General features: G+C 69.4%; 17 protein-coding genes and 1 pseudogene. 6 read left to right on the top strand and 12 right to left on the bottom strand.

The genetic code is table 11. The annotated features are described in order from the left end of the window. Positions 1-80 precede the first annotated feature (80 nt). The 3 genes from ACZ6SA_RS36580 to ACZ6SA_RS36570 form a co-directional block, all read right to left on the bottom strand. Positions 81-1,829: a ThuA domain-containing protein gene (locus ACZ6SA_RS36580; protein WP_347648694.1), complete on the bottom strand. Its 1,749-nt coding sequence runs from the start codon at positions 1,827-1,829 to the stop codon at positions 81-83. Between the two features lie 11 nt (positions 1,830-1,840). Next, a complete protein-coding gene (locus ACZ6SA_RS36575; protein ID WP_347648693.1) occupies positions 1,841-4,660 on the bottom strand; it encodes a carbohydrate-binding protein in 2,820 nt (939 codons plus the stop codon). A 123-nt stretch (positions 4,661-4,783) separates the two neighbouring features. Then, positions 4,784-7,141, bottom strand: coding sequence for an RICIN domain-containing protein (locus ACZ6SA_RS36570; protein ID WP_465833381.1), 2,358 nt, complete (start codon positions 7,139-7,141; stop codon positions 4,784-4,786). Between the two features lie 378 nt (positions 7,142-7,519). On the opposite strand from ACZ6SA_RS36570, the gene ACZ6SA_RS36565 reads away from it, so the two are divergent. The 3 genes from ACZ6SA_RS36565 (at position 7,520) to ACZ6SA_RS36555 (ending at position 10,721) form a co-directional block, all read left to right on the top strand. Beyond that, positions 7,520-8,260: a FadR/GntR family transcriptional regulator gene (locus ACZ6SA_RS36565; RefSeq protein ID WP_347623412.1), complete on the top strand. Its 741-nt coding sequence runs from the start codon at positions 7,520-7,522 to the stop codon at positions 8,258-8,260. A 450-nt stretch (positions 8,261-8,710) separates the two neighbouring features. Continuing rightward, positions 8,711-10,042, top strand: coding sequence for an RICIN domain-containing protein (locus ACZ6SA_RS36560; protein WP_465833378.1), 1,332 nt, complete (start codon positions 8,711-8,713; stop codon positions 10,040-10,042). A 115-nt stretch (positions 10,043-10,157) separates the two neighbouring features. Beyond that, positions 10,158-10,721: a DJ-1/PfpI family protein gene (locus ACZ6SA_RS36555; protein ID WP_347648690.1), complete on the top strand. Its 564-nt coding sequence runs from the start codon at positions 10,158-10,160 to the stop codon at positions 10,719-10,721. Positions 10,722-10,881: 160 nt separating this feature from the next. On the opposite strand, the gene ACZ6SA_RS36550 is transcribed toward ACZ6SA_RS36555, so the two are convergent. The 5 genes from ACZ6SA_RS36550 to ACZ6SA_RS36530 all read right to left on the bottom strand — a co-directional run bounded on the left by ACZ6SA_RS36550 (position 10,882) and on the right by ACZ6SA_RS36530 (position 13,317). Beyond that, positions 10,882-11,280: a DMT family transporter gene (locus ACZ6SA_RS36550; protein WP_465833375.1), complete on the bottom strand. Its 399-nt coding sequence runs from the start codon at positions 11,278-11,280 to the stop codon at positions 10,882-10,884. A gap of 40 nt (positions 11,281-11,320) precedes the next feature. Then, on the bottom strand, positions 11,321-11,641 hold the full coding sequence (locus ACZ6SA_RS36545) for a DMT family transporter (RefSeq protein ID WP_465833373.1): 321 nt from the start codon (positions 11,639-11,641) through the stop codon (positions 11,321-11,323). Further along, on the bottom strand, positions 11,638-12,168 hold the full coding sequence (locus ACZ6SA_RS36540) for a nucleoside deaminase (protein WP_347648687.1): 531 nt from the start codon (positions 12,166-12,168) through the stop codon (positions 11,638-11,640). Before ACZ6SA_RS36540 ends, ACZ6SA_RS36545 begins: the two co-directional genes overlap by 4 nt. Beyond that, entirely contained in the window at positions 12,165-12,800 is a 636-nt protein-coding gene (locus ACZ6SA_RS36535; protein WP_465833371.1) for a DsbA family oxidoreductase, read from the bottom strand. Before ACZ6SA_RS36535 ends, ACZ6SA_RS36540 begins: the two co-directional genes overlap by 4 nt. An 82-nt stretch (positions 12,801-12,882) precedes the next feature. Further along, positions 12,883-13,317, bottom strand: a complete 435-nt coding sequence (locus tag ACZ6SA_RS36530) for a MarR family winged helix-turn-helix transcriptional regulator (protein WP_347648685.1) — start codon at positions 13,315-13,317, stop codon at positions 12,883-12,885. A 190-nt stretch (positions 13,318-13,507) separates the two neighbouring features. On the opposite strand from ACZ6SA_RS36530, the gene ACZ6SA_RS36525 reads away from it, so the two are divergent. The 3 genes from ACZ6SA_RS36525 to ACZ6SA_RS36515 all read left to right on the top strand — a co-directional run bounded on the left by ACZ6SA_RS36525 (position 13,508) and on the right by ACZ6SA_RS36515 (position 16,012). Continuing rightward, positions 13,508-14,086, top strand: coding sequence for a hypothetical protein (locus tag ACZ6SA_RS36525; RefSeq protein WP_347648684.1), 579 nt, complete (start codon positions 13,508-13,510; stop codon positions 14,084-14,086). Between the two features lie 249 nt (positions 14,087-14,335). Next, positions 14,336-15,172 carry an alpha/beta fold hydrolase gene (locus ACZ6SA_RS36520; protein ID WP_465833368.1) on the top strand — a complete coding sequence of 279 codons (837 nt, stop codon included), beginning with the start codon at positions 14,336-14,338 and terminating at the stop codon, positions 15,170-15,172. 138 nt (positions 15,173-15,310) lie between these two features. Continuing rightward, entirely contained in the window at positions 15,311-16,012 is a 702-nt protein-coding gene (locus ACZ6SA_RS36515) for a TetR/AcrR family transcriptional regulator (protein WP_465833366.1), read from the top strand. Positions 16,013-16,052: 40 nt separating this feature from the next. Here ACZ6SA_RS36515 and ACZ6SA_RS36510 read toward each other — a convergent pair whose 3' ends face one another. The 4 genes and pseudogenes from ACZ6SA_RS36510 to ACZ6SA_RS36495 all read right to left on the bottom strand — a co-directional run. After that, positions 16,053-18,230, bottom strand: coding sequence for a xanthine dehydrogenase family protein molybdopterin-binding subunit (locus tag ACZ6SA_RS36510; protein WP_465833364.1), 2,178 nt, complete (start codon positions 18,228-18,230; stop codon positions 16,053-16,055). Further along, on the bottom strand, positions 18,227-19,210 hold the full coding sequence (locus ACZ6SA_RS36505; RefSeq protein ID WP_465833362.1) for an FAD binding domain-containing protein: 984 nt from the start codon (positions 19,208-19,210) through the stop codon (positions 18,227-18,229). Before ACZ6SA_RS36505 ends, ACZ6SA_RS36510 begins: the two co-directional genes overlap by 4 nt. After that, positions 19,207-19,671, bottom strand: a complete 465-nt coding sequence (locus ACZ6SA_RS36500) for a (2Fe-2S)-binding protein (RefSeq protein WP_443155866.1) — start codon at positions 19,669-19,671, stop codon at positions 19,207-19,209. Before ACZ6SA_RS36500 ends, ACZ6SA_RS36505 begins: the two co-directional genes overlap by 4 nt. Before the next feature lie 246 nt (positions 19,672-19,917). Then, positions 19,918-20,181: pseudogene (locus ACZ6SA_RS36495) on the bottom strand (Dabb family protein); the annotation flags it as partial. Positions 20,182-20,327: the final 146 nt, after the last annotated feature.

The following is a 20,327-nucleotide window of genomic DNA, read 5'->3' as shown; positions in this document are numbered from 1 at the left end:
GGCACCGCGGTCGCGGTCGCTGCGCCCCGTGGCTCGCGCGGCCCCGGTCGAAGGGCCGCGCGAGGGTGTGGCCGAGAGCCTCAGACGCGGGTCCAGCGCTGGTTGGCTCCTCCGGTGCAGGCCCAGATGCGCGCCCTGGTGCCGTTGGCGGTGCCGCTGACGTCCAGGCACTTGTTCGCCCCGACCGCGGTGATGCTGCCGTCGGCGTTGACGCGCCACTTCTGGTTGTCCTGGCCGTTGCAGTCCCAGATGATCACCGCAGTGCCGTCCGCCGTCCCGGCCCCGTTCACGTCCAGGCACTTGCCGCCATAAACCCGCAGCTCACCCGCGCTGGTCGAAGTCCACTGCTGGTTCGCCTGGCCATGGCAGTCCCAGATCTGCGCCTGCGCGCCGTTGGCCCGCGAGGCGCCGCTGACGTCCAGGCACCGGTTCGACCCCGCACCCCGCAGCACGCTCGTGCCGCCCGGCGTGCCGGCCAGTTCCTTGATGCGGATGTTGCGGAAGGACACCACGTCTCCGGACCCGTGGTTCTGGATGCCGATGTGGCCCTGCTGGAGCGAGCGGACCGGATCCGTGTTGGTGAAATCGTTGATTCTGCTGCCGTTCAGGAACACCTGCAGCCGCTCACCCTCCACCAGCAGCTCGTAGGTGTTCCACTCCCCCGGAGGGTTCAGCGCCGCGTCGCGGGCGGCGAGGTCGGCGGCCTGGATACCGTAGATCGCCCCGGTCGTCCTGTCCGCGGTGTCGGTCGCGTCGATCTGCACCTCGTATCCGGTGTCGAGCGCCGCGTCGGGGTCGCCGGTGGCCGGGAACCCGACGATCACGCCGGAGTTGGAGTCGCCGGTCATCTTCCAGTCGAGCTTGAGGGAGTAGGAGCTGAACTCCTTGGAGTCGTACCACAACATCCCCATGCCGCCCTGGGAGGTCAGCGTGGCGTCACTGTTGGCGAACGACCCCGGCCCCGCCTGCGACCAGCCCGTCGTCGAGCCGTTGTACAACGTCGTGTACCCGGTCTCCGGGCGGCAGTCGGCGTTGGCGGCCCCGGCCGCGTACCGGATTCCGCCGAGCAGCAGCGTGCGGAAGCTCGGATCGGCGTACGACTCCTGGGTGTGTCCCAGGCCGGTGTAGAACGCGCGGCCCGAGGACTGTGGCCGGCACCACGTGATCGGGTGATCGCCCATGCCGCCGCCGCTGTAGCTGCCCTCGTCCAGGCTCTGCAGCACCCGGACGTTCGGGCGCGGGTTGGAGCGGTAGTTGTACCACTCGTCGGTGCGTGACCAGGCCGCCCCGAGGTGGGCGGTCGCGGCGTGTGCCCGGTCCTCGTTCCGTACGGTGGCCTGCTGGATCGCCGGGTGGTTGCTGAACCAAGCTCCCATGAGCTGCCCGTAGTACGGCCAGTCGTACTCGGTGTCCGCGGCCGCATGCACCCCGACGTAACCGCCTCCGCCGTTCACGTACGTCTGGAAGGCGGCCTGCTGGGTGTCGTTCAGCACGTCACCGGTCGTGTTGAGGAACACCACCGCCTGGTACTGGGCCAGGTTGGCCGCGCTGAAGGCGCCCGAGTCCTCCGTCGCGTCGACGGCGAAGTCGTCGGCGGCCCCCAGGTCGCGGATGGCCTGGATCCCGGTGGGGATCGAGTCGTGCCGGAACCCGGCCGTCTTGGAGAACACCAGCACCTTGAAGGCGGCGGCCTGGGCGGGGATGGCGGGGATCACCGTCGCGGCGGCGATGATCGCCACCACCGCCACGGACAGCCGTCGCAGCACGGAGGGCGTTCGGTCGCTCCCCGCGGTGCGCCCGGGCGCGGAGGGGGTCGGATGTCGCAGCATGGTTGTCCCTTTCAGAGGCGGGTCCAGCGCTGGTTGGTTCCTCCTGTGCAGGTCCAGATGCGCGCCCTGGTGCCGTTGGCGGTGCCGCTGACGTCCAGGCACTTGTTCGCCCCGACCGCGGTGATGCTGCCGTCGGCGTTGACGCGCCACTTCTGGTTGTCCTGGCCGTTGCAGTCCCAGATGATCACCGCGGTGCCGTCCGCCGTCCCGGCCCCGTTCACGTCCAGGCACTTGGTGCCGTAGACGCGCAGCTCACCCGCGCTGGTCGAGGTCCACTGCTGGTTGGCCTGCCCGTTGCAGTCCCAGATCTGCGCCTGCGCGCCGTTGGCCTGCGAGGCGCCGTTGACGTCCAGGCACCGGCCCGACCCCACACCCTCCAAGGCACTCGTGCTTCCCGAGGGCGGGGTGCCGGTGTCGAGGGTGAAGGCGTCCACGTCGAACAGGTAACCCTGTCCGGTCGGACCGCGGAAGACCAGATACAGCGTCGTCGTGCCGGCCGGCGCGCCACTGAGGTTCGCCGAGACGTCGGTGAAGGTGTCCCAGCCGCCGGTGCTCGCCACGTCCGCCGTTCCCAGCAGCGTGCCCGTCGCCGAGCCCGCCCGCACCTCGATCCTGCCGCCCGCACCGGCCGAGGACACCCGGGCCGTGATGCTCGTCGCGTTCGCCAGGTTGTACGGCTGGAAGGAGATCCAGTCGCCGTCGTCGGTGAAGCCGACCGTCTCGCCGCCTTCCGCGGTGGCGTGCTCGGCCGTCTGGATGCCCTGCTGGGCGCCGAAGTGCTCAGCCTGCCGGTGCCGCGGCTGGAGCGTACGGGCGCTGGTGGAGGTCAGATCGCCCTTGTCGGTGTAGGAGGCCTCGAAGACGCCGTAGATGTTGGCCGCGGCGTCGTGCTCACCGTCGACCGGCACCGCGATGGAGCCCGAACAGCCGGTCCTGGAGGTGATCTGGTGGCGGTGGCTGTCGTGGCCGAGGAAGTAGGCGACGGTGACCTCGTCGCAGTCGATCGTGCCGTCCTCCGGGTCGCTGACGGTGACCTGGAAGGGCACGGTGTCTCCGAAGGAGAACAGTTGCCCGTCGGCAGGGGTGGTGAGGCTGACCGTCGGCGCGGTGTTGCCGACGGTCACGATCACGCTCGCCGTGCCGGTGAGACCCTGCGGATCCCGGACCGTGAGCGTCACCGTGTAGGTGCCGTTCGTGGTGTAGGTCTTGCTCGGATTCGCCGCCGTGGAGGTGGTGCCGTCACCGAAGTCCCACGAGAAGCTCAGCGCGCCGCCCTCCGGATCCGAGCTGCCCGCCGAGGAGAAGGTCACCGCCAGCGGAGCCGGTCCCGACGTCTTGTCGGCGGACACCTTGGCGATCGGATTGCGGTCGGCGCTGCCGATGTACTCGATGCGGTACAGCGCCTGGTTGTTGTTCCCGGTGCCGTAGTCGAGGACGTACAGGGCCCCGTCGGGGCCGAAGGCCATGTCCATCACCTGCGTCCCCGACCAGGGGAACGCCGAGATCTCCCCGTAGGCGCCGTCCGACCTGACCTCGATCGCCTTGATCCACCGCCGGCCGTACTCACCGGCGAAATACCGCCCGTCGAGCGCCTGGGGGAACTTGACGGCCGAATTCAGGTTGGGGTCGTAACGGTAGACCGGGCCACCCATCGGCGACTCCGACCCGGAGCCGAACTCCGGCGGGCTTCCGGCGTCCCCCGCGTACCGGATCCAGGCCGGCTTCGCCGGGGGCAGCGCGGTCAGGCCGGTGTTGCGGAAGGAGTTGTTGGCGGGGCCGCCCGCGCAGTCGTACTTCGGACCGGTGCTGTTGGTGGCGAAGTTCCACTCGTTGTAGGTCTCGCTGGTGGTGTTCGTGCCCGTGCAGTACGGCCATCCGTAGTTGCCGGGCCCGGTGATGCGATCGAACTCCACCTGCCCGCTCGGCCCGCGGCTGGAGTTGGTCACGCCCGCGTCGGGCCCGTAGTCGCCGAGATAGACGACGCCGGTCGCCTTGTCCACGCTCATCCGGAACGGGTTGCGGAAGCCCATCGCGTAGATCTCCGGCCGGGTCTTCGCCGTCCCCGGCGGGAACAGGTTGCCGCCGGGGATCGTGTAGCTGCCGTCGGGCTGCGGTTTGATGCGCAGGAGCTTGCCACGCAGGTCGTTGGTGTTGGCGGACGAGCGCTGGGCGTCGTACTGCGGGTTGCGGTTGGTCCGCTCGTCCAGCGGGGAGTAGCCGCTCGACTCGAACGGGTTGGTGTCGTCGCCGGTGGTCAGGTACAGGTTGCCGGCGGCGTCGAAGTCGATGTCCCCGCCCACGTGGCAGCACTGGCCACGGTCGTTCTGCACCCGGAGGACCACCTTCTCGCTGCTCATGTCGAGGGTGCCGTCCGTCTTGAGGGTGAACCGGGACAGGTAGAGCTCGCCCTTCCACTGGTCGAACTGGTCCTGCGTGCCGGTGCTCGGCGCATCGCCGTTCGGCGTGCTCAGCCGCGGGGAGTAGTAGAGCCAGAGGTGCCGGTTCGACGCGAAGCCGGGGTCGACCGCCACTCCCTGGAGGCCCTCCTCGTCGTGGGTGTAGACGTTGAGCCTGCCGGCCACCGTCGTGTCGCCGTCGACGTCGGTGACCCGGACCGTGCCGTCGCGCGCCGTGTGCACCACCGACCGGTTCGGCATCACGGCCAGCGACATCGCCTCACCCAGTTCCGCGCCACCCGACGCGAGGGACACCTGCTGGTAGTCGGACGCCGGGATGTCGAGGGCGTTCGCAGGGCAGGCGTTGAGCGCGAGCGCTCCGGGCATGATGAGCGCCATCGTGGTCAGCAGGGTGAGCCACGGACGTCGGGACATGAGTGTTCCCTCCTGCAGCAGGAAGACCGGTCAGGGCGAGGTGCCCGGGATTCTGCTCCGTGGCCGGAGGAGTGCCCCCTCCGGCCACGTCGGGAGACGAGGATCGTCGTCAGGCGGACGGTGTCAGGGGCTGGTCCACTTCTGGTTGGCGCCGCCGTGACAGCTCCAGATGTGCACTTCGGTGCCGTTGGCGGTGCCGGCGCCGCTGACGTCGAGGCACTTGTTCGCCCCGACCGCGGTGATGCTGCCGTCGGCGTTGACGCGCCACTTCTGGTTGTCCTGGCCGTTGCAGTCCCAGATGATCACCGCGGTGCCGTCCGCCGTGCCCGCCGCGTTCACGTCCAGGCACTTGGTGCCGTAGACGCGCAGCTCACCGGCGCTGGTCGAGGTCCACTGCTGGTTGGGCTGCCCGTTGCAGTCCCAGATCTGCGCCTGCGCGCCGTTGGCCTGGGAAGCGCCGTTGACGTCCAGGCAGCGGCCCGACCCCACCCCCTTGTACGCGCTCGTGCTCCCCGGAGGCCGGTCCTGGGGCCCGGCGGACGCCATCACGGCCTGGGCGCCGGCCGGCCAGGCGCCGTTGGTGACGGTGACGTTGTTGTTCACCACGTTGCCGCGGTCGCCGTTGGTGACGTTGGTGCTGCCGTTGGTCGACCAGTTGCCGGTGACGGTGAAGTCGCCCATGTTCTCGCCGTACCAGTAGTTGGCGGTGGCCCAGGTGCCGGTGTTCGACAGCACGTTGTTCCTGACGGTGTAGTGCCGCGAGCCCTCGTCGAAGTAGATGCCGAACCAGCCGTTGGTGCGCAGGCAGTGGTTGTCGCTGATCACCGCGCCCGGGTTCCACGACAGCGTGTAGATGCAGCCGCCGTCGGTCATCTGCTGCATGACGTCGTGCACGTAGTTGCCGATGAGCCGGTTGCCGGAGGCGGTGGTGGCCGTGGTGTAGCGCGGCTGGAAGTCGTACAGGCCGCGGTCGGCGTAGTGGGTGCTGCCGCCCGGCTCGTTGGCGCCCCAGCCGTACCCGATCGACATGCCGGTGTACGGCATGTTGTAGACCTCGTTGTGGGACACGTCGGTGCCGGTGACGTAGGTGGTCAGGACCGAGACGACGCCCCGGTGGTCCAGGCCGAGGTCGTGGATGGTGTTGTCGCTGACGGTGATGTTCCGGTTGACCATCCGCTGGTCACTCGGGTGGTGCGCGTCGGCGCGCACGCCGCCGACCACGATGCCGCCGGCCGAGCTACGGGCGATCTCCGACCGGGTGACCGTGATGTCGGCCGCGCCCAGGCCGACACCGCTGGCGTGCGCGTTGGCGTCGTTGCCGATGCCGATGGCCGTCTGTCCCAGGTTGACGAAGCGCGAGTCGGTGAAGGTGACGGTGTTCGCCGCGGAGACCTGCACGGCGGCCGGCATCTGGTGCCAGTTCGGCCGGGTCGCCTCGAACTGCCTGCAGCCCTGGTGGCAGGAGGTGAAGGCGGGCCAGTTCCAGTTGCCCGCTATGTAGGCGCCGGTCTGCTGGTCCACGTAGCCCTGGTCGCCGCTGGGGCCGAGCCAGCTCGTACCGGTGAAGGTGACCCCGCTGAACGCGATGTGGTGCGCGGGCGCGTCGTAGGTTCCCCCGACGTGCACCAGCGACTGGAGCACCGGCAGCTCCACGCTGGCGTTACCCATGTTCTGCCCGGCGAGCGGGATGTAGGACAGGGCGCCCGTCGCCGGGTCGAGGTACCACTCCCCCGGCGAGTCGAGGAACTCGTAGGCGTTGACCAGATAGAGCGGGCCGGCCCGGTGCGGGCTGGTGAAGGTGTCGTACCCGAAGTTGTTGTTGTTCCAGGCGGGCTGCCGCATCGTGATGAGGTTTCCGCTGATGCTCCGCACCGGCGCGTACCGGTCGGTGAACGAGCCGACGCTCTCCATCTCGACCCGGCCCTGGTTGGCGAGGTTGTTCAGGTAGCTCAGCGCACCGCTGGTGAAGCTCATTCCGGTGCTGCTCGCGGTGAAGTCGGACCGGTTGACGGCGGTGCGCGCCCGGGTGGCGAGCGCGCCGTCGACGTACAGCTGCCGGGGGTCGATCCCGGCGCCGACGTTGGCGCGCCAGATGTTCTTTCCCGAGTCCGCCACGGTCCATCCGGTGACCGCCCTGGCTCCGCTGATGACCGGGACGGCCCCCTCCGCGGCCTGCCATCTGACGGAGTAGCCGTTGTTCCCGGAGTCGGCGGCGGTCAGCCTGAGCGGCGCGGACAGCCGATACACCCCGCCCGCCAGTTCCACGACGATGTCACCGGACATCCCGGCGTTCAGCGAACGTACCGCCGCCTGCGCCGCGGCCGGCGAGCACGGCTGGGCGGAGGTGCAGGCGGTGCCGGTGCCGGCGGGGGACGCGTGCAGGGTCGTGGTGGCCGCGACGGCCGGGGTGGCGGAGGCGACGAGGGCGGACGCCGCGGCAAGCGCGGCGGTGACGACGCCGATCAGGATCGGTCTCAGCATCGTGACGGATGGACGTAAGGGCACAGTTGTTCCTTCGGGGGTAGGCGTATGGCCAGGTCACACCCTGATCCTCAGACAGGTGACGCCTTCGCGGGGTGGAGCGGGCGGGGACCGCCGGCCTCGCTCCTAATTACCTTCGGATCAGGGATACCCGTCAAGCCCTTAAGCCTGCTCATTTCGCGGTTAAGGCACTGATCGCATGGCCATGGTGAGCTTGTTCATGCGTTCATCAGCAGTAATGCCTGCGACCGCGCAGATCCGCGCCGACAACCCTCGAATGAACCGTTCATATGTGTCGTACTCATCGGACACCACTCGTGGCGGAGAGGGTCGGCTCATCCGTCATACTTTTGCAGGGAACGGCGAGGAGGAAGCACGGTGACCGACACCCCGCGCGAAAGCGGATACCGGCCGGGTTACGAGGTGGCCGCCGAGCAGGTGCTGGAATTGATCGTCGAGCTCGGCCTGCGTCCGGGCGACCGCATGCCGACCGAGAACGAGCTGGCCCGGCAACTGGGCACCAGCCGCACCGTGGTGCGCGAGGCGGTGAAGATACTCTCCGCGCTCGGCCGCGTACGCGCCCAGAAGGGCCGCGGCCTCTACGTGGCCGACGACGAGGGGATGCTGGGCACCGGGCGCTGGGGCTCCTTCTTCCTCCCGACCGACCTCGACCACGTCTACATGCTGTTCGAGTTTCGCCGGGCGCAGGAGATGGAGACCAGCCGACTGGCCGCCCGCCGCGCCACCCCTGCCGAGCTGAGGGCCATCGAAGAAGGGGCCGGCCTGTGCCGCCACGGCTTCGAGACCGGACGCGAGGAGCTGTTCAACGAGGGCGACGACGCCTTCCACACCGCCATCGCCACGGCCTCGCACAACATGTTCCTCCAGGTCGCCGTGCGGGAGGCCCGTAGGCTGCAGGCGCAGTCGAGCCTCATCGGCCTGCGCGGCTCGGTGGGCGGGCACGCCGCCAAGGCCGTCGAGGAGCACGACGCCATCTACCAGGCCATCCGCGCCGGCGATCCGGAAGCGGCTGCCCAGTCCGCGGCCACGCACATCGACAACACCCTCGACGACTACCGCAGGGAGATCCAACAGCGCCTTTTCTTCTCGTCCCACTGATCCGGCCGTCTCTGACCGGTTCGGCCTGGCACTCGGAACGACGTGAAAGTTTCATCGCGATGGATCGGCGGTGGGCGCGGCCGCCTGTCCTGGTCAGGCGGAAGAGCGAACGAGGGCTCTCGGGCGAGAGCCCTCGTTGTCGAGGGTGCCGGCCCTTGACAGGTCCTGTCACAGCCATATTTGCTCCTCTACGCCATCCCCATCGACCGCCCCAAAGAAGGAGAAGCGAGTACGGCGGCGTCCAGTTAACGCTAACATCATAAAATCCAGGCCCATTGTGCCGAATACGCGACGGCGCCGGTTCCCGATCGGCCGAAAATGGCGCGCGCCCGGTCGGTCCGGTATCACCGGACAAGAGAGCAGAAACTCCGGCCGCCCACGCCCTCAAGGTGACAGCAGTGGCTTCCCTTTCACGTGTGTCACCACGAGACCAGCAAAGGAATGTGCGTGATGTCGAGGCTCAGGTTACTTTTCACAGCTGTCGCGTCGGCGGCACTGCTCATCGTTCCGGCCACGGGGCAGACGGCGCTGGGCGACAGCGCGGCCCCGTCACCCGCTGAACAGAGCGCCCTCGCGCCCACCGCGGGATGCGGCGCAACCCCGACGCTGACCAGCGGAACTCATTCGATCACCACGAGCGGCAAGAACCGCAACTACATCCTGAGGATTCCAGACAACTACACCAACACAACCCCCTACCGGTTGATCTTTGGATTTCACTGGAACGGCGGCACCGCCAACGATGTCGACTCGGGCGGAACCAGCGGCTATCCGTGGTCCTACTACGGGCTCAGAGCGTTGTCGGACAACACCGCGATCTTCGTCGCACCCCAGGGCCTGAACAACGGCTGGGCCAACTCGGGCGGTGAGGACGTCACCTTCGTCGACGACATGATCCGGGAGATCGAGGCGGACCTCTGCGTGGACACCTCACAACGCTTCGCCCTGGGCTTCAGCTACGGCGGCGGCATGAGCTACGCGCTCGCATGCGCCCGGGCGACGGTCTTCCGCGCGGTGGCGGTTTACGCCGGCGCGCAGCTCAGCGGGTGCAGCGGCGGCACGGAGCCCGTCGCGTACATCGGACTGCACGGCCTCAGGGATCCGGTGCTCAACATCTCAGCGGGCCGGTCGCTCCGCGACAGGTTCGTCAGGAACAACGGTTGCACGCCCCAGAACCCGCCGGAGCCCGCGCAGGGCAGCCTGACGCACATCGTCACCTATTACTCGGGATGCCGGACCGGGTATCCGGTCGCGTGGGCGGCGTTCGACGCGGGCCACACCCCCGGTCCCGTTGACGGGAGGCCGGGCGACTTCGAACCCGGCGAGAACTCCTGGACCAGACCGGTGGTCTGGGAGTTCTTCACGCAGCTGGGAGACGGCGACCCGAACCCGCCGGACACGAGCGCGCTGCGGGGTGCGGGGTCGGGCCGGTGCCTGGACGTCAACGGCGCCTCGCAGGCCAACGGCGCGCAGGCGCAGATCTGGGACTGCAACGGGCAGGCCAACCAGCAGTGGACCTCGACCAGCGCGGGTGAACTGCGGGTTTATGGCGGCAAGTGCCTGGACGTGAACGGGGCCGGGACGGCGGACGGCACCGCGGTGATCATCTGGGACTGCAACGGCCAGGACAACCAGAAGTGGCGCGTCAACGCCGACGGCAGCATCACCGCGGCCGGGGCGAACAAGTGCCTGGACGTCAGCGGCGCCGGCACCGCCAACGGCACCAGGCTGCAGATCTGGAGCTGCCACGGCGGCGCCAACCAGAAGTGGACCCGCTCCTGACCAACCTGCGACAGCCGGCCACGCGCCATCGCCACACGGGCGAGGCTTCCGGCGGCGGTCTGCCCTATCCGCTCCATGCTGATCAAGATCCACCGTGGGAGAAGAGGAGTGAGTCATGGCCCGAGTGCTCGTCCTGACCGGCGATGCGGCGGAAGAGCTGGACTCCATGTACCCCGTCTTCCGGCTCCGGGAAGGTGGCCATGAGGCCATCGTGGCCGCCCTCACCACGCGTGCGGTGAAGCTGGTGGTCCACGACTTCGAGCCGGGCTGGGACGCCTACACCGAGAGGCCCGGCCACCGGTTGCCGGTGGATCTCGCATTCGCCGACGTGCGCCCCGAGGACTACCAGGCGCTGGTGATCCCGGGCGGCCGCGCGCCGGAGTACATCCGCACCGATCCCGACGTCGCCCGCATCGTGCACCACTTCTTCGAACGCGGCTTGCCGGTGGGCACGATTTGCCACGGCCCGCAGGTGCCCGCCGCGCTCGGCCTGCTGCGCGGCCGTACCACGGCGGCGTTCCCGCCGCTGAGGGCCGACATGGAGATGGCTGGTGCGACCTTCGTGGACGCCCCCGACGTGGTGGACGGCGCGATGGTCTCCTGCCGTGGCTGGCCGGACCTGCCTGAGTGGTCACGTGCCTTCATGCGCGTGCTGGAGGGCGCGAACGTGTCGTTGTAGGTCGACACGCCGCAAGCACGACCGGCCCTGGCGCTCCACGCCGCACAGACGCGGCGCGGCCGACAGGGCCGCCGTGCGCCCGTATCCAGCGATCGCTGGATACGGGCAGGATGGTTTCTTGCTGGACGGTCACGGCACCGCGAGGGCCGCGTGGTGTGGTTCAGGTCATCGCCCGGGCTCGTTCGAGCTTGGGGCTGTCGGCGAGCTTGAGCCAGACGACTCCGGCGACGATCACGGCCAGCCAGAAGCCCTTGACGGGCGTGAGCGTTTCGTTGAAGAAGACCGGTCCGAGGAGCGCTGCTCCGATGGCACCGATGCCGGCCCAGACGGCGTAGCCGATGCCGACGTCGATCCCCTTCAGGGCGACGCTGAGGAAGAACAGCGTGAACAGGAAGAAGACGATCGCGACGATCGACCAGGCAGGGTTGGTGAAGCCTTGGCTGCCGTTGACGCTGAGGGCGTAGCCAACCTCGAAGGCTCCGGCCAGGAGCAGTGCCACCCAGGGGCCGGCCTTCTTCTCCGTGTCGGGCGGGGTGAGGGCCTGGAATGCGGTGGTCATGGGGATTCGTGTCCTTTCGCGGTGCTCGGAGGAGCAGGGGTCAGGCGGTTCCGGCGAGGTTGAGGCCGACGACTCCGGCGATCACGACGGCAATGCCGAGGAGCTTCTTCCAGGTCAGGCGCTGGGAGAGGAGGAGGGCGCCGATGATGACGATCCCAACGCCTGCCAGGGAGGTCCACAGGGCGTAGCCGATGCCGACGTCGAAGGTCAGCAGGGCGAGGCTGAGGAAGAAGGTGGCGATCGCGCCGCTGACGAGGGTGCCGATGGTCCACGACAGTTTCGTGAAGCCCTGCGCCTTGCCCGCCGCGATGCCGACGGCGACCTCGAAGATGACGGCGATGCCCAGGTAGAGCCAGCTCATGACGGTGTTCCTCTCGATTCACTTTCCGGACGCGCGGGCGCGTTCCCGGCAGGGTGGTTGCTGTCGAGGTAGCGGGTGAACGGCTCGTCGCCGCGCGCAACGGGCAGCGGGCGCAGCAGTTCGGCCCGGTGCTCATCGGTGATGCCGAACGCTGGATAGCTGGCCCGGTAGTCGAAGCCGAAGGCGGCGACCTCATCGCGATCGACGGCAACGTAGATCGCCTCAACGCCGCGGTCGACCGCGTACCGGTAGCACAGCCCGCACGGCTCCCCGGTAGCCAGCAGCACGGTGCCGGCCAGGCTGTCGAGACCGTGGGTGGTCATGGCGTCGCGCATCGCGACGACCTCGGCGTGCGCGGTCGGGTCGCCGGTCTCCCGGACCCGGTTGACTCCGAACTCCGAGATCACCTCCCCTCCGGCCTCCACGAGGACGCCGACGAAGGGCAGCCCACCGGCCGCAACGTGGGTGACGCAGGCCTCGACGGCCAGGTCCATGACCGGTTCCAGGTCGGACGCGGACACGATCATGACCGGTCCTCCGCCTGCGGAGCGCGGTGTCCTGCCTCCTGCGCGGCGAGCTGGTCGACGACCTTCTTCAACCGGGTCGCCGACGGCACCCCGCGCAGGACCTGCCCCCCGATGACGACGCCGGGCACCGCGTCGATCCCGACGACGTTCACGGCATAGTCCTGATCTTCGCGCTGGCGGATCCGGCGCTCCTCGCTGTGAAGTGCCTGTAGGGCCTCAGCGCGGTCGAGGCCGGCCGAGGTGGCGACGTCGAGGATCACGTCGTCCTCGCCGATGTTCCGGTCCTCCTGGAAGAAGGCCTGGAACATCGCCTCGGTGTAGGCCTCGGCCCTGCCCCGTTCCTGGGCGAGCTGCAGCACCATGAACGCCTTCTCGGTACGGGGCTGCGGCGAGACCGAGGGCAGCGTCATCGGCACGCCGACACGCTCTGCCATCGGGTACACCGCGTCCTTCCACACCCGCGGCAGGTACTCGTCTTCCGGCCGCAAGGTGGGCACCGGGTCAGGGCGCAGCTCGAACGGGCGAATCGTCACCTCCACATCGCGCTCACGCCTGAGCTCTTCGATCGCCGGCTCGACGAGGAAGCAGAAGGGGCAGACGTAGTCGACGAACACATCGACCTGGGTGGTCATGGCACGATCCTTTCTCAGATTATTGTCTGTACATGCAGATATATGCGCAGAGAGCGGGACGTCGCAGTCCCGCTCCGCGGCGTCACGGTCCGACGAGCGCGCCCACCTCGGCGAGGGCGCCGGCGACGAGACGTGCGTCCAGGTGGGGGAAGTGGATGGCGGGCTTGCTCAGCAACTCCTGGACGCGAGCCTCGTAGGAGTCGCGGACCTCCGCCAGCAACGTCTCCGCACGCTCGTCGATGACGGCGTAGACGCCCCGGCCGTCGTCCGGGCAGACGTCACGGCGAGCGAGGCCCTTTGCCTCCAGCCGGCTGACCAGGCGCGTGGTCGAGCTGGGATTCAGGCCGACTCGCTGGGCGAGGTCGTTGACCCGCAACTCCTTGTCCGACGCCTGACTCAGGAAGGTCAGCGCCCGGAACTCGGTCAGCCCGAGCCGGTAGGTATCGGCAAGCCACTTGTCCAGACTCGCGTCCACCGCGGAGGCGAACACCGCCACTTGCGACCAGGCGGCACTCACACTGCCTCCGCGGGAGGCATGCGATCCAGATAGCTGCATGTGCATGCAATTAAGTTACCACAGGCCGGCCGCGAGTCAAGCCAGGCCAGGGAGCGCTCCGTCAGCAAACGCCCTCTGATCCCGTCGGGCAGACGAGACGTCCCCGCTATCGTGCACGAACGGAAGGAAAGCCGGACCGGGAGTGAAACCAGTGAGCAGAAAGCAGGCGACCGACCCGACAACTCTCCGAAGCGCCACGAATGATCACCTCGCAAGCACGGTGGGAGCATGGGCCGGCGGGGCTACCTCTGTCGAGGGGTTTCTCCGGCGGGTCGTCGCCGATCTTGACCGGATGCCGATGTTGCGCGTTCACCATGCCGAATTCCAGCATTACGGCTCTGGATACGCGTCCTACGTCGATGTCTTCATCACCAAGCGCGACGGATCGATGCGCCGTTCCGAGAGCGGCCGGACAGAAGTTGAAGGGCTGCCCCTGGCGCTGTGTCGGCTCGCTCCGCTGGCAGCACTCTTCAAGCCCGACATTCATTCATCGGGGCCTGGCGGCGCCGGCAGTCGCGGCCTGCCGGATCTGTCGCTGGTCACGGATACAGCTCTTCCGGGATGGGAGGAGGAGTTTCGGCAGATCGGCCAGGTGCTCGATCGACACGATATCGCCCTGCTCGGTTCCCAGGTCCTCAGCCTGCCGTTAGAGGCCGGGCTTCGGGTGGAGACAATTCTTGGGAGCCCGCCGTACCGCGTGTTCGATGCCTGGTTTCACTGGATGGATTGATACATCGAGAATGGCCCGACCGGCCGGCGCGTGACCTGCGTCCCGTCCTTCTGCGAGCTCCTCGGCCCGGCCTTTCCCGCCGACGCTGGCTTCGCGAGGCCCGCGCGATGCGTGCAGTATGGATCACACGGCCTGCTCCGCCCGGCGCCAACGATCTCGTAGGGATCGCCGTCGCCGACGCGGTCTTCGAGGCCATCGTTCACCCGATCCCCATGAGCCTTGGCGCAGGCGTCACCCCAGGGAGCATCCATGTCCACGCTGGTGTTGGTTCACGGTTTCTGGCACGGCTCCTGGTGCTGGAGCGAAGTCGTTCCCCATCTGGCGGCGGCCGGGCGCCCGGCCGTCGCGGTGGACATGGCAGGACACGGGCTGCATGCCCGCCGTCCTCGGTGGTTCACCGGACAGCAGTACAACCGCGAGGCGGTCGGCACCGAGGTTTCGCCCCTGGCGGACGTGAGTCTCGACGCTGCGGCCGAGTTGCTGACTTCGCAGATCAAGCGGATCGGCGGTGGCGAGCCGGTCACGGTGGTCGCCCACAGCGCGGCCGGTCCGGTGCTGACGCGAACGGCCCAGGAGACACCCGGGCTGGTGGCGCACGCGGTGTACCTCACCGCGTACATGCCGGCGTCAGGCGTGTCCGCGGCGGCGTACACGCGGCTTCCGGAGGCCGCCGATGACCGTGTCGCGCCGTTGTTGCAGGGCGACCCGGCCAGGACGGGCGCGCTGCGGCTCGACCTCGCCACGGACGACGCGGCCTACCGGCGGCGGCTGTACGAAGCGTTCTACGGTGACGTGGACCCGGTCCTGGCCGACGCCGCCACCGGCCTGCTGACGCCCGACGGCCCGATCGGCATCATGCTGGGTACGACCACCCTGACTCGTGACGGCTGGGGATCCGTGCGGCGCACGTACATCACCTGCACGCGGGACATGGCCGTCCGGCCGTCCCTGCAGGCGAGGTTCATCGCCGAGGCCGACGCGGCGTTTCCCGACAACCCGATCTCCGTCGTCGCGCTCGACGCCTCCCACTCCCCCTTCCTCTCCATGCCCGGCGAGCTGGCCGACGTCATCATCCCGCTCGGCTGACAGGAAGCCGTCTGCACCCGCTGCGGCACCCACCGCGCGCCGATGTGACGGCGGGCGTAGGCACAATGACCTTCCGGAGGTTCGTGGGGGTTCCGATGACGAAAATTGCTGATACCGATATTCTGTTATCGTTGTTACATGGCTGATCGGGAAGAGGTTCGCCAGCGCATCATCGACGCCACGACCGAGCTGCTGCGGGACAAGGGCCGCGAAGGAGTGACGACGCGCACCGTCAGCGCGGCGGCCGGCGTGCAGGCGCCCACGCTCTACCGCCTGTTCACCGACATGAACGGGCTGCTCGAAGCGGTCGCGGCCGACGGGTTCGCGCGCTACCTCGCCCGCAAGCACAGCCAGGCGCTCTCCGACGACCCCGTGGACGATTTGCGCCGCGGCTGGGACACCCATGTCGGCTTCGGCCTGGAGAACCCGGAGCAGTATCTGCTCATGTACGGCCGGCCGACCCCGGGGTCCCGCAGGCGCAGCACCGAGCAGGCGATGGCGCGGCTGCGCCTGCTGGTCGAACGCATCGCCGTCGCGGGCCGGCTCTCCGCCGGTGTCGAGACGGCCATGGACATCGTCCACTCGGCGGGCGTCGGCCTCACGCTCAACCTCATCGGCACCCCTCCCGAGGAGCGCGATCCCGCCCTGTCCGGCCGCCTGCGCGAGGCCGTCCTCGCTGCGATCACCACGGACGTCCCGGCCGGCCAGCCGAGCGTGGCCCGGCGGGCCGTGGGACTGAAGGCCGTCCTCGGCGAGGTGCCGGACCTGTACACGCCGGGCGAGCGGGCCCTGCTGAACGAGCTTCTCGACCGGGCCGCGAGCCACGCCCCGGCCCGCTGAGGTCGCGGGCGACGGGTGCGGGCACGCGGGCTCGCAGAGGTCAGAGCAGCTTGTCCCGGGTGAAGGGGACGTCCCTGAGACGCCGGCCGATGGCGTGGTAGATCGCGTTGCCGACGGCCGCGGGAACACCGGTTCCGGGCGTCTCGCCGAATCCGCGGATCCCGGTCAGCCCGGCGTCCGGCTCCGGCCGGTCCACGAACAACGCCTCCACCGACGGCGTGTCCGCGCAGACCGGAACCAGGTAGGTGGACAGGTTCGGGTTGACGACCCGCGCGGTGTTCGGGTCCACCATCGTGTGCTCCATCAGCGCGAAGCCGATCCCCCACGTCACACCGCCGATGACCTGCCCGCGCGCGGTCCGGCGATTGAGCACCCGGCCCAGGTCGTGCGCGGTCACCACCCGGGTCACGCGCACCCTGCCCAGCCTCGGGTGGATCCGTACCTCCAGGAACACCGCGCCGAACGAGTGCCCGGCCGTGTTCCTCTTGCTTCCGGTCACCTCGACGGGGTTGCCGTGGCGGGTCATGACGTCGCGGTAGGTGTCCCTGCGGTCGCGGTCGCCCCGGGCGTACAGGCGGCCGTCCTCGGTCACGACCTCGTCAGCCGGCACGCCGTGCAGCGGGGAGCGCGGGTCGGCGACGGCGAGCGCGATCACGGCGTTCCGCGCGCTCGCCGCCGCTTCGGCCGTCGGGGCGGCCATGCTGGGCATCGTGGACGACCCCGCCGACAGGGAAGCGTCGGGGTAGGCGGTGTCGCCGAGCAGCGTCGTGACGTGGTCGAGCGGCATGCCGAGCCCTTCGGCGACGATCTGGGTGAGCACGGTGTAGGTGCCGGTGCCGATCTCCTGGGTGGCGGTCCGCAGGGTCGCGCGCCCGTCGGCGCCGATGGTGAGCCTGGCCTGGGACGGGATGGCGCCGTGGGTGTGGGTCTCGGTGGCCATGCCCCAGCCGACGTACTCGTCCCCGTCCCTGGTGGTGCCCGGTTTGGGGTTGCGCCGGGCCCAGCCGAACGCCTCGGCCGCGGCCCGGTAGCACTCCAGCAGTCGCTTGTCGGCGTAAGGCGTGGGGGGCTCGGTCTGCTGGTCGACCTCGGTGTGGTTGCGTATCCGGAGCTCCACCGGGTCGATGCCGAGCTCGTAGCTCAGCTCGTCCATGGCGGTCTCGAGGCCGAAGTGAGCGGTCGTCTCCGGCGAGCGCATGTAGCTCGACGTCGGCAGGTCGAGCCGCACACCAAGCTGCCGTACGTGCACGTTCGGGCAGGCGTACAGGCGCACCGTGGAGTCGCTGCCGTTGTAGATGTTCTCCTCGACGCGGGTCACCTGAGCCGTCGAGGTGCTGACGATGGCGGTCAGCGCGCCCTCGCGGTCGGCCCCCAGCCGGAGGTGGTGGCGGTACTCGGCGCGGTGACCGTTGGAGGTGAACATCTGCGCGCGCGACAGCACCAGCTTCACGGGCCGGCCGCAGAGTTGCGCCGCCGCCGCGGTGAGCAGCGTGTGCGGATAGATGGGGGCCTTGGCGCCGAACCCGCCGCCCAGGTAGGGAGAGATGACCCTGACGCTTTCCTGAGGCTTGTCGAACGCGGTCGCCACGGCGTCACGGGCGAGGACCACGCCCTGCGTGCTCTCGTACAGGGTCAGCGTGCCGCCCTCCCAGACGGCGGTGGTGGTGTGCGGCTCGATCGGGTTGTGGTGCTGCATCGGGCTGCTGTAGCTCTGGTCGATGCGTACCGCGGCCTGTTCGAGTGCCGCGGCGGCATCGCCGCGGGCGAGCTCGTTGGGCCTGTCGCGGAACTTCTCCGGCAGGAACGCCTCGTCGAGCACGTCCGCCATCCGCGCGACCGGATCCTCCGCCCGATAGCGCGCCTTCACCAGGTTGGCGGCCTCCTGTGCCTGCTCCAGGGTCTGGGCCACGACGTACGCGACGGGCTGCCCGTGGTGGTGCACCCGCGTGTCCTGCAGGGGGATATAACGCCTGTTGTACGGGAAGTTCGGCAGGTTCAGCCTCGGCATGTCGGCGTGGGTGTAGACCGCGACGACGCCGGGATGCGCCAGCGCCGCCCTGCTGTCGATCTCCAGGACCTCGCCGCGGGCGATCGTGCTCATCACCAGAGCGCCGTGCAGCGCACCGGGCACCACCTGGTCCGCGGCGTAGCGGGCCGCGCCGGTGACCTTCGCCCGGCCGTCCACCCGCGCCACGCCCTGCCCCACCAGCCCGCTCATCGAAGCCCTCCCAGCTCGCTGAGGATGCTCACCAGCGCCCGCTGGACGAGCTCGACCTTGAACCTGTTCCCCTCGTACGGCTTCGCGTCCCTGACCAGGAGCCGGCCCGCCTCGTTGATCGCCTGCCCGGTGAGCGGCCGGCCCCGCAGCGCCGCCTCGGCGCGGGTGTCCCGCCACGGGCGGGTGCCCACGCCGCCGAACGCCAGCCGTACGTCCCGTACCACGCCGCCCCTCGTCCGCAGCGCGGCCGCCACCGACACCACCGCGAACTCGAACGTGGCCCGGTCGCGCAGCTTCAGGTAGCGCGACTGCCTGGTGAGGGCCGTGCGCGGCACGTCCACCCTGGTGATCAGCTCGCCTGGGCGCATCGTGGTCTCCCGGTCCGGGGTGGACCCGGGGAGGAGGTAGAAACCGGCGATGGGGACGGCGCGCTCGCCGCCGGGACCGAGCAGGTGCACGGTCGCGTCCAGGGCGGTCAGCGCCACCGCCAGGTCCGACGGGTGCGTGGCGATGCAGTGCTCGCTGCCTCCCAGGATCGCGTGTCCCCGGTTCTGCCCGGTGATCGCCGGGCAGCCACTGCCCGGCACCCGCTTGTTGCAGGGTGAGGCCGCGTCGCGGAAGTACCCGCACCTGGTGCGCTGCAGCAGGTTTCCGCCGATCGAGGCCATGTTGCGGACCTGCGGGGACGCCGAGGCCAGCAGCGCCTCCGACAACATCGGGAACTCCCGCCGCACTCCGGGGTGCTCGGCGACCTGCCGCATCCGGGCCGCCCCGCCTATCCGCAGCGAGCCGGAGCCGACGGCGATCGTGCCGAGGTCCAGCCGGTTGACGTCGATGAGGTGGTCGTGGGCCTCCGCGCCGTCGCGCATCAGGTTCAGCAGGTCCGTGCCGCCTGCCACGAACGTCGAGTTGGGGGTGTTCGCGGCCGTCCGTACCGCCTCGGCCGGATCGCGGGCGACGGTGTAACCGAAGGCCCTCATCGCCGCACCTCCTTCGCGGCGTCGGCGACGGCGGCGACGATGTTCTGGTACGCCGCGCACCGGCACAGGTTCCCGCTCATCCACTCGCGGATCTCCGCCTCCGAACCGGCATGCCCCTCGTTGATGCAGGCCACGGCGGACATGATCTGGCCGGGAGTACACGCGCCGCACTGGAAGGCGTCGTTCCGGATGAACGCCTCCTGCACCGGATGCAGGTCCTCTCCCCGCGCCAGCCCCTCCACCGTGGTGATCTCGGCTCCCTGCCGCATCACCGCCAGCGTCAGGCACGACTTGACCCGCTCGCCGTCGACCAGCACCGTGCACGCTCCGCACTCGCCCCGGTCACAGCCCTTCTTGGTGCCGGTCAGGCCGAGCCGCTCCCGCAACGTGTCCAGCAGCGTCACCCTCGGCTCCAGGACGACCTTGCGCAGCCGCCCGTTGATCGTCATCGCGACTTCCATCGACGCCCCGAGGGCGACGGCGTACGCCTGAGCGGTGGCGGTCCGGGCGGCCGCGGCGGCGGGAGCGGCGACGCCCGTCCCGGCCACGGCCGCTCCCGCCGCGCTCACCGCGACGGCCTTGAGCACCGCACGGCGGGTGTGCACGGGTCTGTCGCCGTCGTCGTCCGCAGGCGCGTCCAGCAGGCGCTGACGCACCTCGGCGATCTTCGCGCCCGTCTCCGGATCCGGGTCGTCGGTGAGGTCGAACGAGGTGGACGCGGCGAGCAGCGGCTGCACGACCCGATGGGCGTGCCGGCTGGCAGGGTGCGTCAGGAACTCGCCATAGGCGGCCAGGTCCTCGACGACGAAGACGGCGCCCCACTCGTACTCGCCGCTGTGGTCACGGCCGACCAGGAAGGACGTCACCGACGGGACGTTCCGTCCCTGGTCGCGCAGGCTTTCGAGGGCTTTCGTCCGTTGTTCCGGTGGCGCCTTCGCTTCGAAGGTGAATCTGCTGCCGTGGTAGATCATCATGCTCCTTCTCCGTACGGACCGGCTCTGCGACAGGCGAAAGCCCGGTCATGGCCCCGCGAGCTCCTCCGGACGGATGTCCGGCCGCACGCCGGCGACCGTGGTGGTGACCGGATGGCATGTAAGCAACGGCAACGTTATTTCGT

This window comes from Nonomuraea sp. NPDC049378 (genome assembly GCF_055586745.1).
Note: the sequence above shows the minus strand (reverse complement) of the source record. Positions and strands in the feature narration are given on the sequence as shown.

Coding starts and splice junctions, on each gene's coding strand:
- ACZ6SA_RS36550 (WP_465833375.1), bottom strand. CDS start 11,280: ATGACCACCGCATTCCAGGCCCTCACCCCGCCCGACACGGAGAAGAAG.
- ACZ6SA_RS36560 (WP_465833378.1), top strand. CDS start 8,711: ATGTCGAGGCTCAGGTTACTTTTCACAGCTGTCGCGTCGGCGGCACTG.
- ACZ6SA_RS36570 (WP_465833381.1), bottom strand. CDS start 7,141: ATGCTGAGACCGATCCTGATCGGCGTCGTCACCGCCGCGCTTGCCGCG.
- ACZ6SA_RS36520 (WP_465833368.1), top strand. CDS start 14,336: ATGTCCACGCTGGTGTTGGTTCACGGTTTCTGGCACGGCTCCTGGTGC.
- ACZ6SA_RS36505 (WP_465833362.1), bottom strand. CDS start 19,210: ATGAGGGCCTTCGGTTACACCGTCGCCCGCGATCCGGCCGAGGCGGTA.
- ACZ6SA_RS36510 (WP_465833364.1), bottom strand. CDS start 18,230: ATGAGCGGGCTGGTGGGGCAGGGCGTGGCGCGGGTGGACGGCCGGGCG.
- ACZ6SA_RS36540 (WP_347648687.1), bottom strand. CDS start 12,168: ATGATCGTGTCCGCGTCCGACCTGGAACCGGTCATGGACCTGGCCGTC.
- ACZ6SA_RS36580 (WP_347648694.1), bottom strand. CDS start 1,829: ATGCTGCGACATCCGACCCCCTCCGCGCCCGGGCGCACCGCGGGGAGC.
- ACZ6SA_RS36555 (WP_347648690.1), top strand. CDS start 10,158: ATGGCCCGAGTGCTCGTCCTGACCGGCGATGCGGCGGAAGAGCTGGAC.
- ACZ6SA_RS36575 (WP_347648693.1), bottom strand. CDS start 4,660: ATGTCCCGACGTCCGTGGCTCACCCTGCTGACCACGATGGCGCTCATC.
- ACZ6SA_RS36500 (WP_443155866.1), bottom strand. CDS start 19,671: ATGGAAGTCGCGATGACGATCAACGGGCGGCTGCGCAAGGTCGTCCTG.
- ACZ6SA_RS36535 (WP_465833371.1), bottom strand. CDS start 12,800: ATGACCACCCAGGTCGATGTGTTCGTCGACTACGTCTGCCCCTTCTGC.
- ACZ6SA_RS36515 (WP_465833366.1), top strand. CDS start 15,311: ATGGCTGATCGGGAAGAGGTTCGCCAGCGCATCATCGACGCCACGACC.
- ACZ6SA_RS36545 (WP_465833373.1), bottom strand. CDS start 11,641: ATGAGCTGGCTCTACCTGGGCATCGCCGTCATCTTCGAGGTCGCCGTC.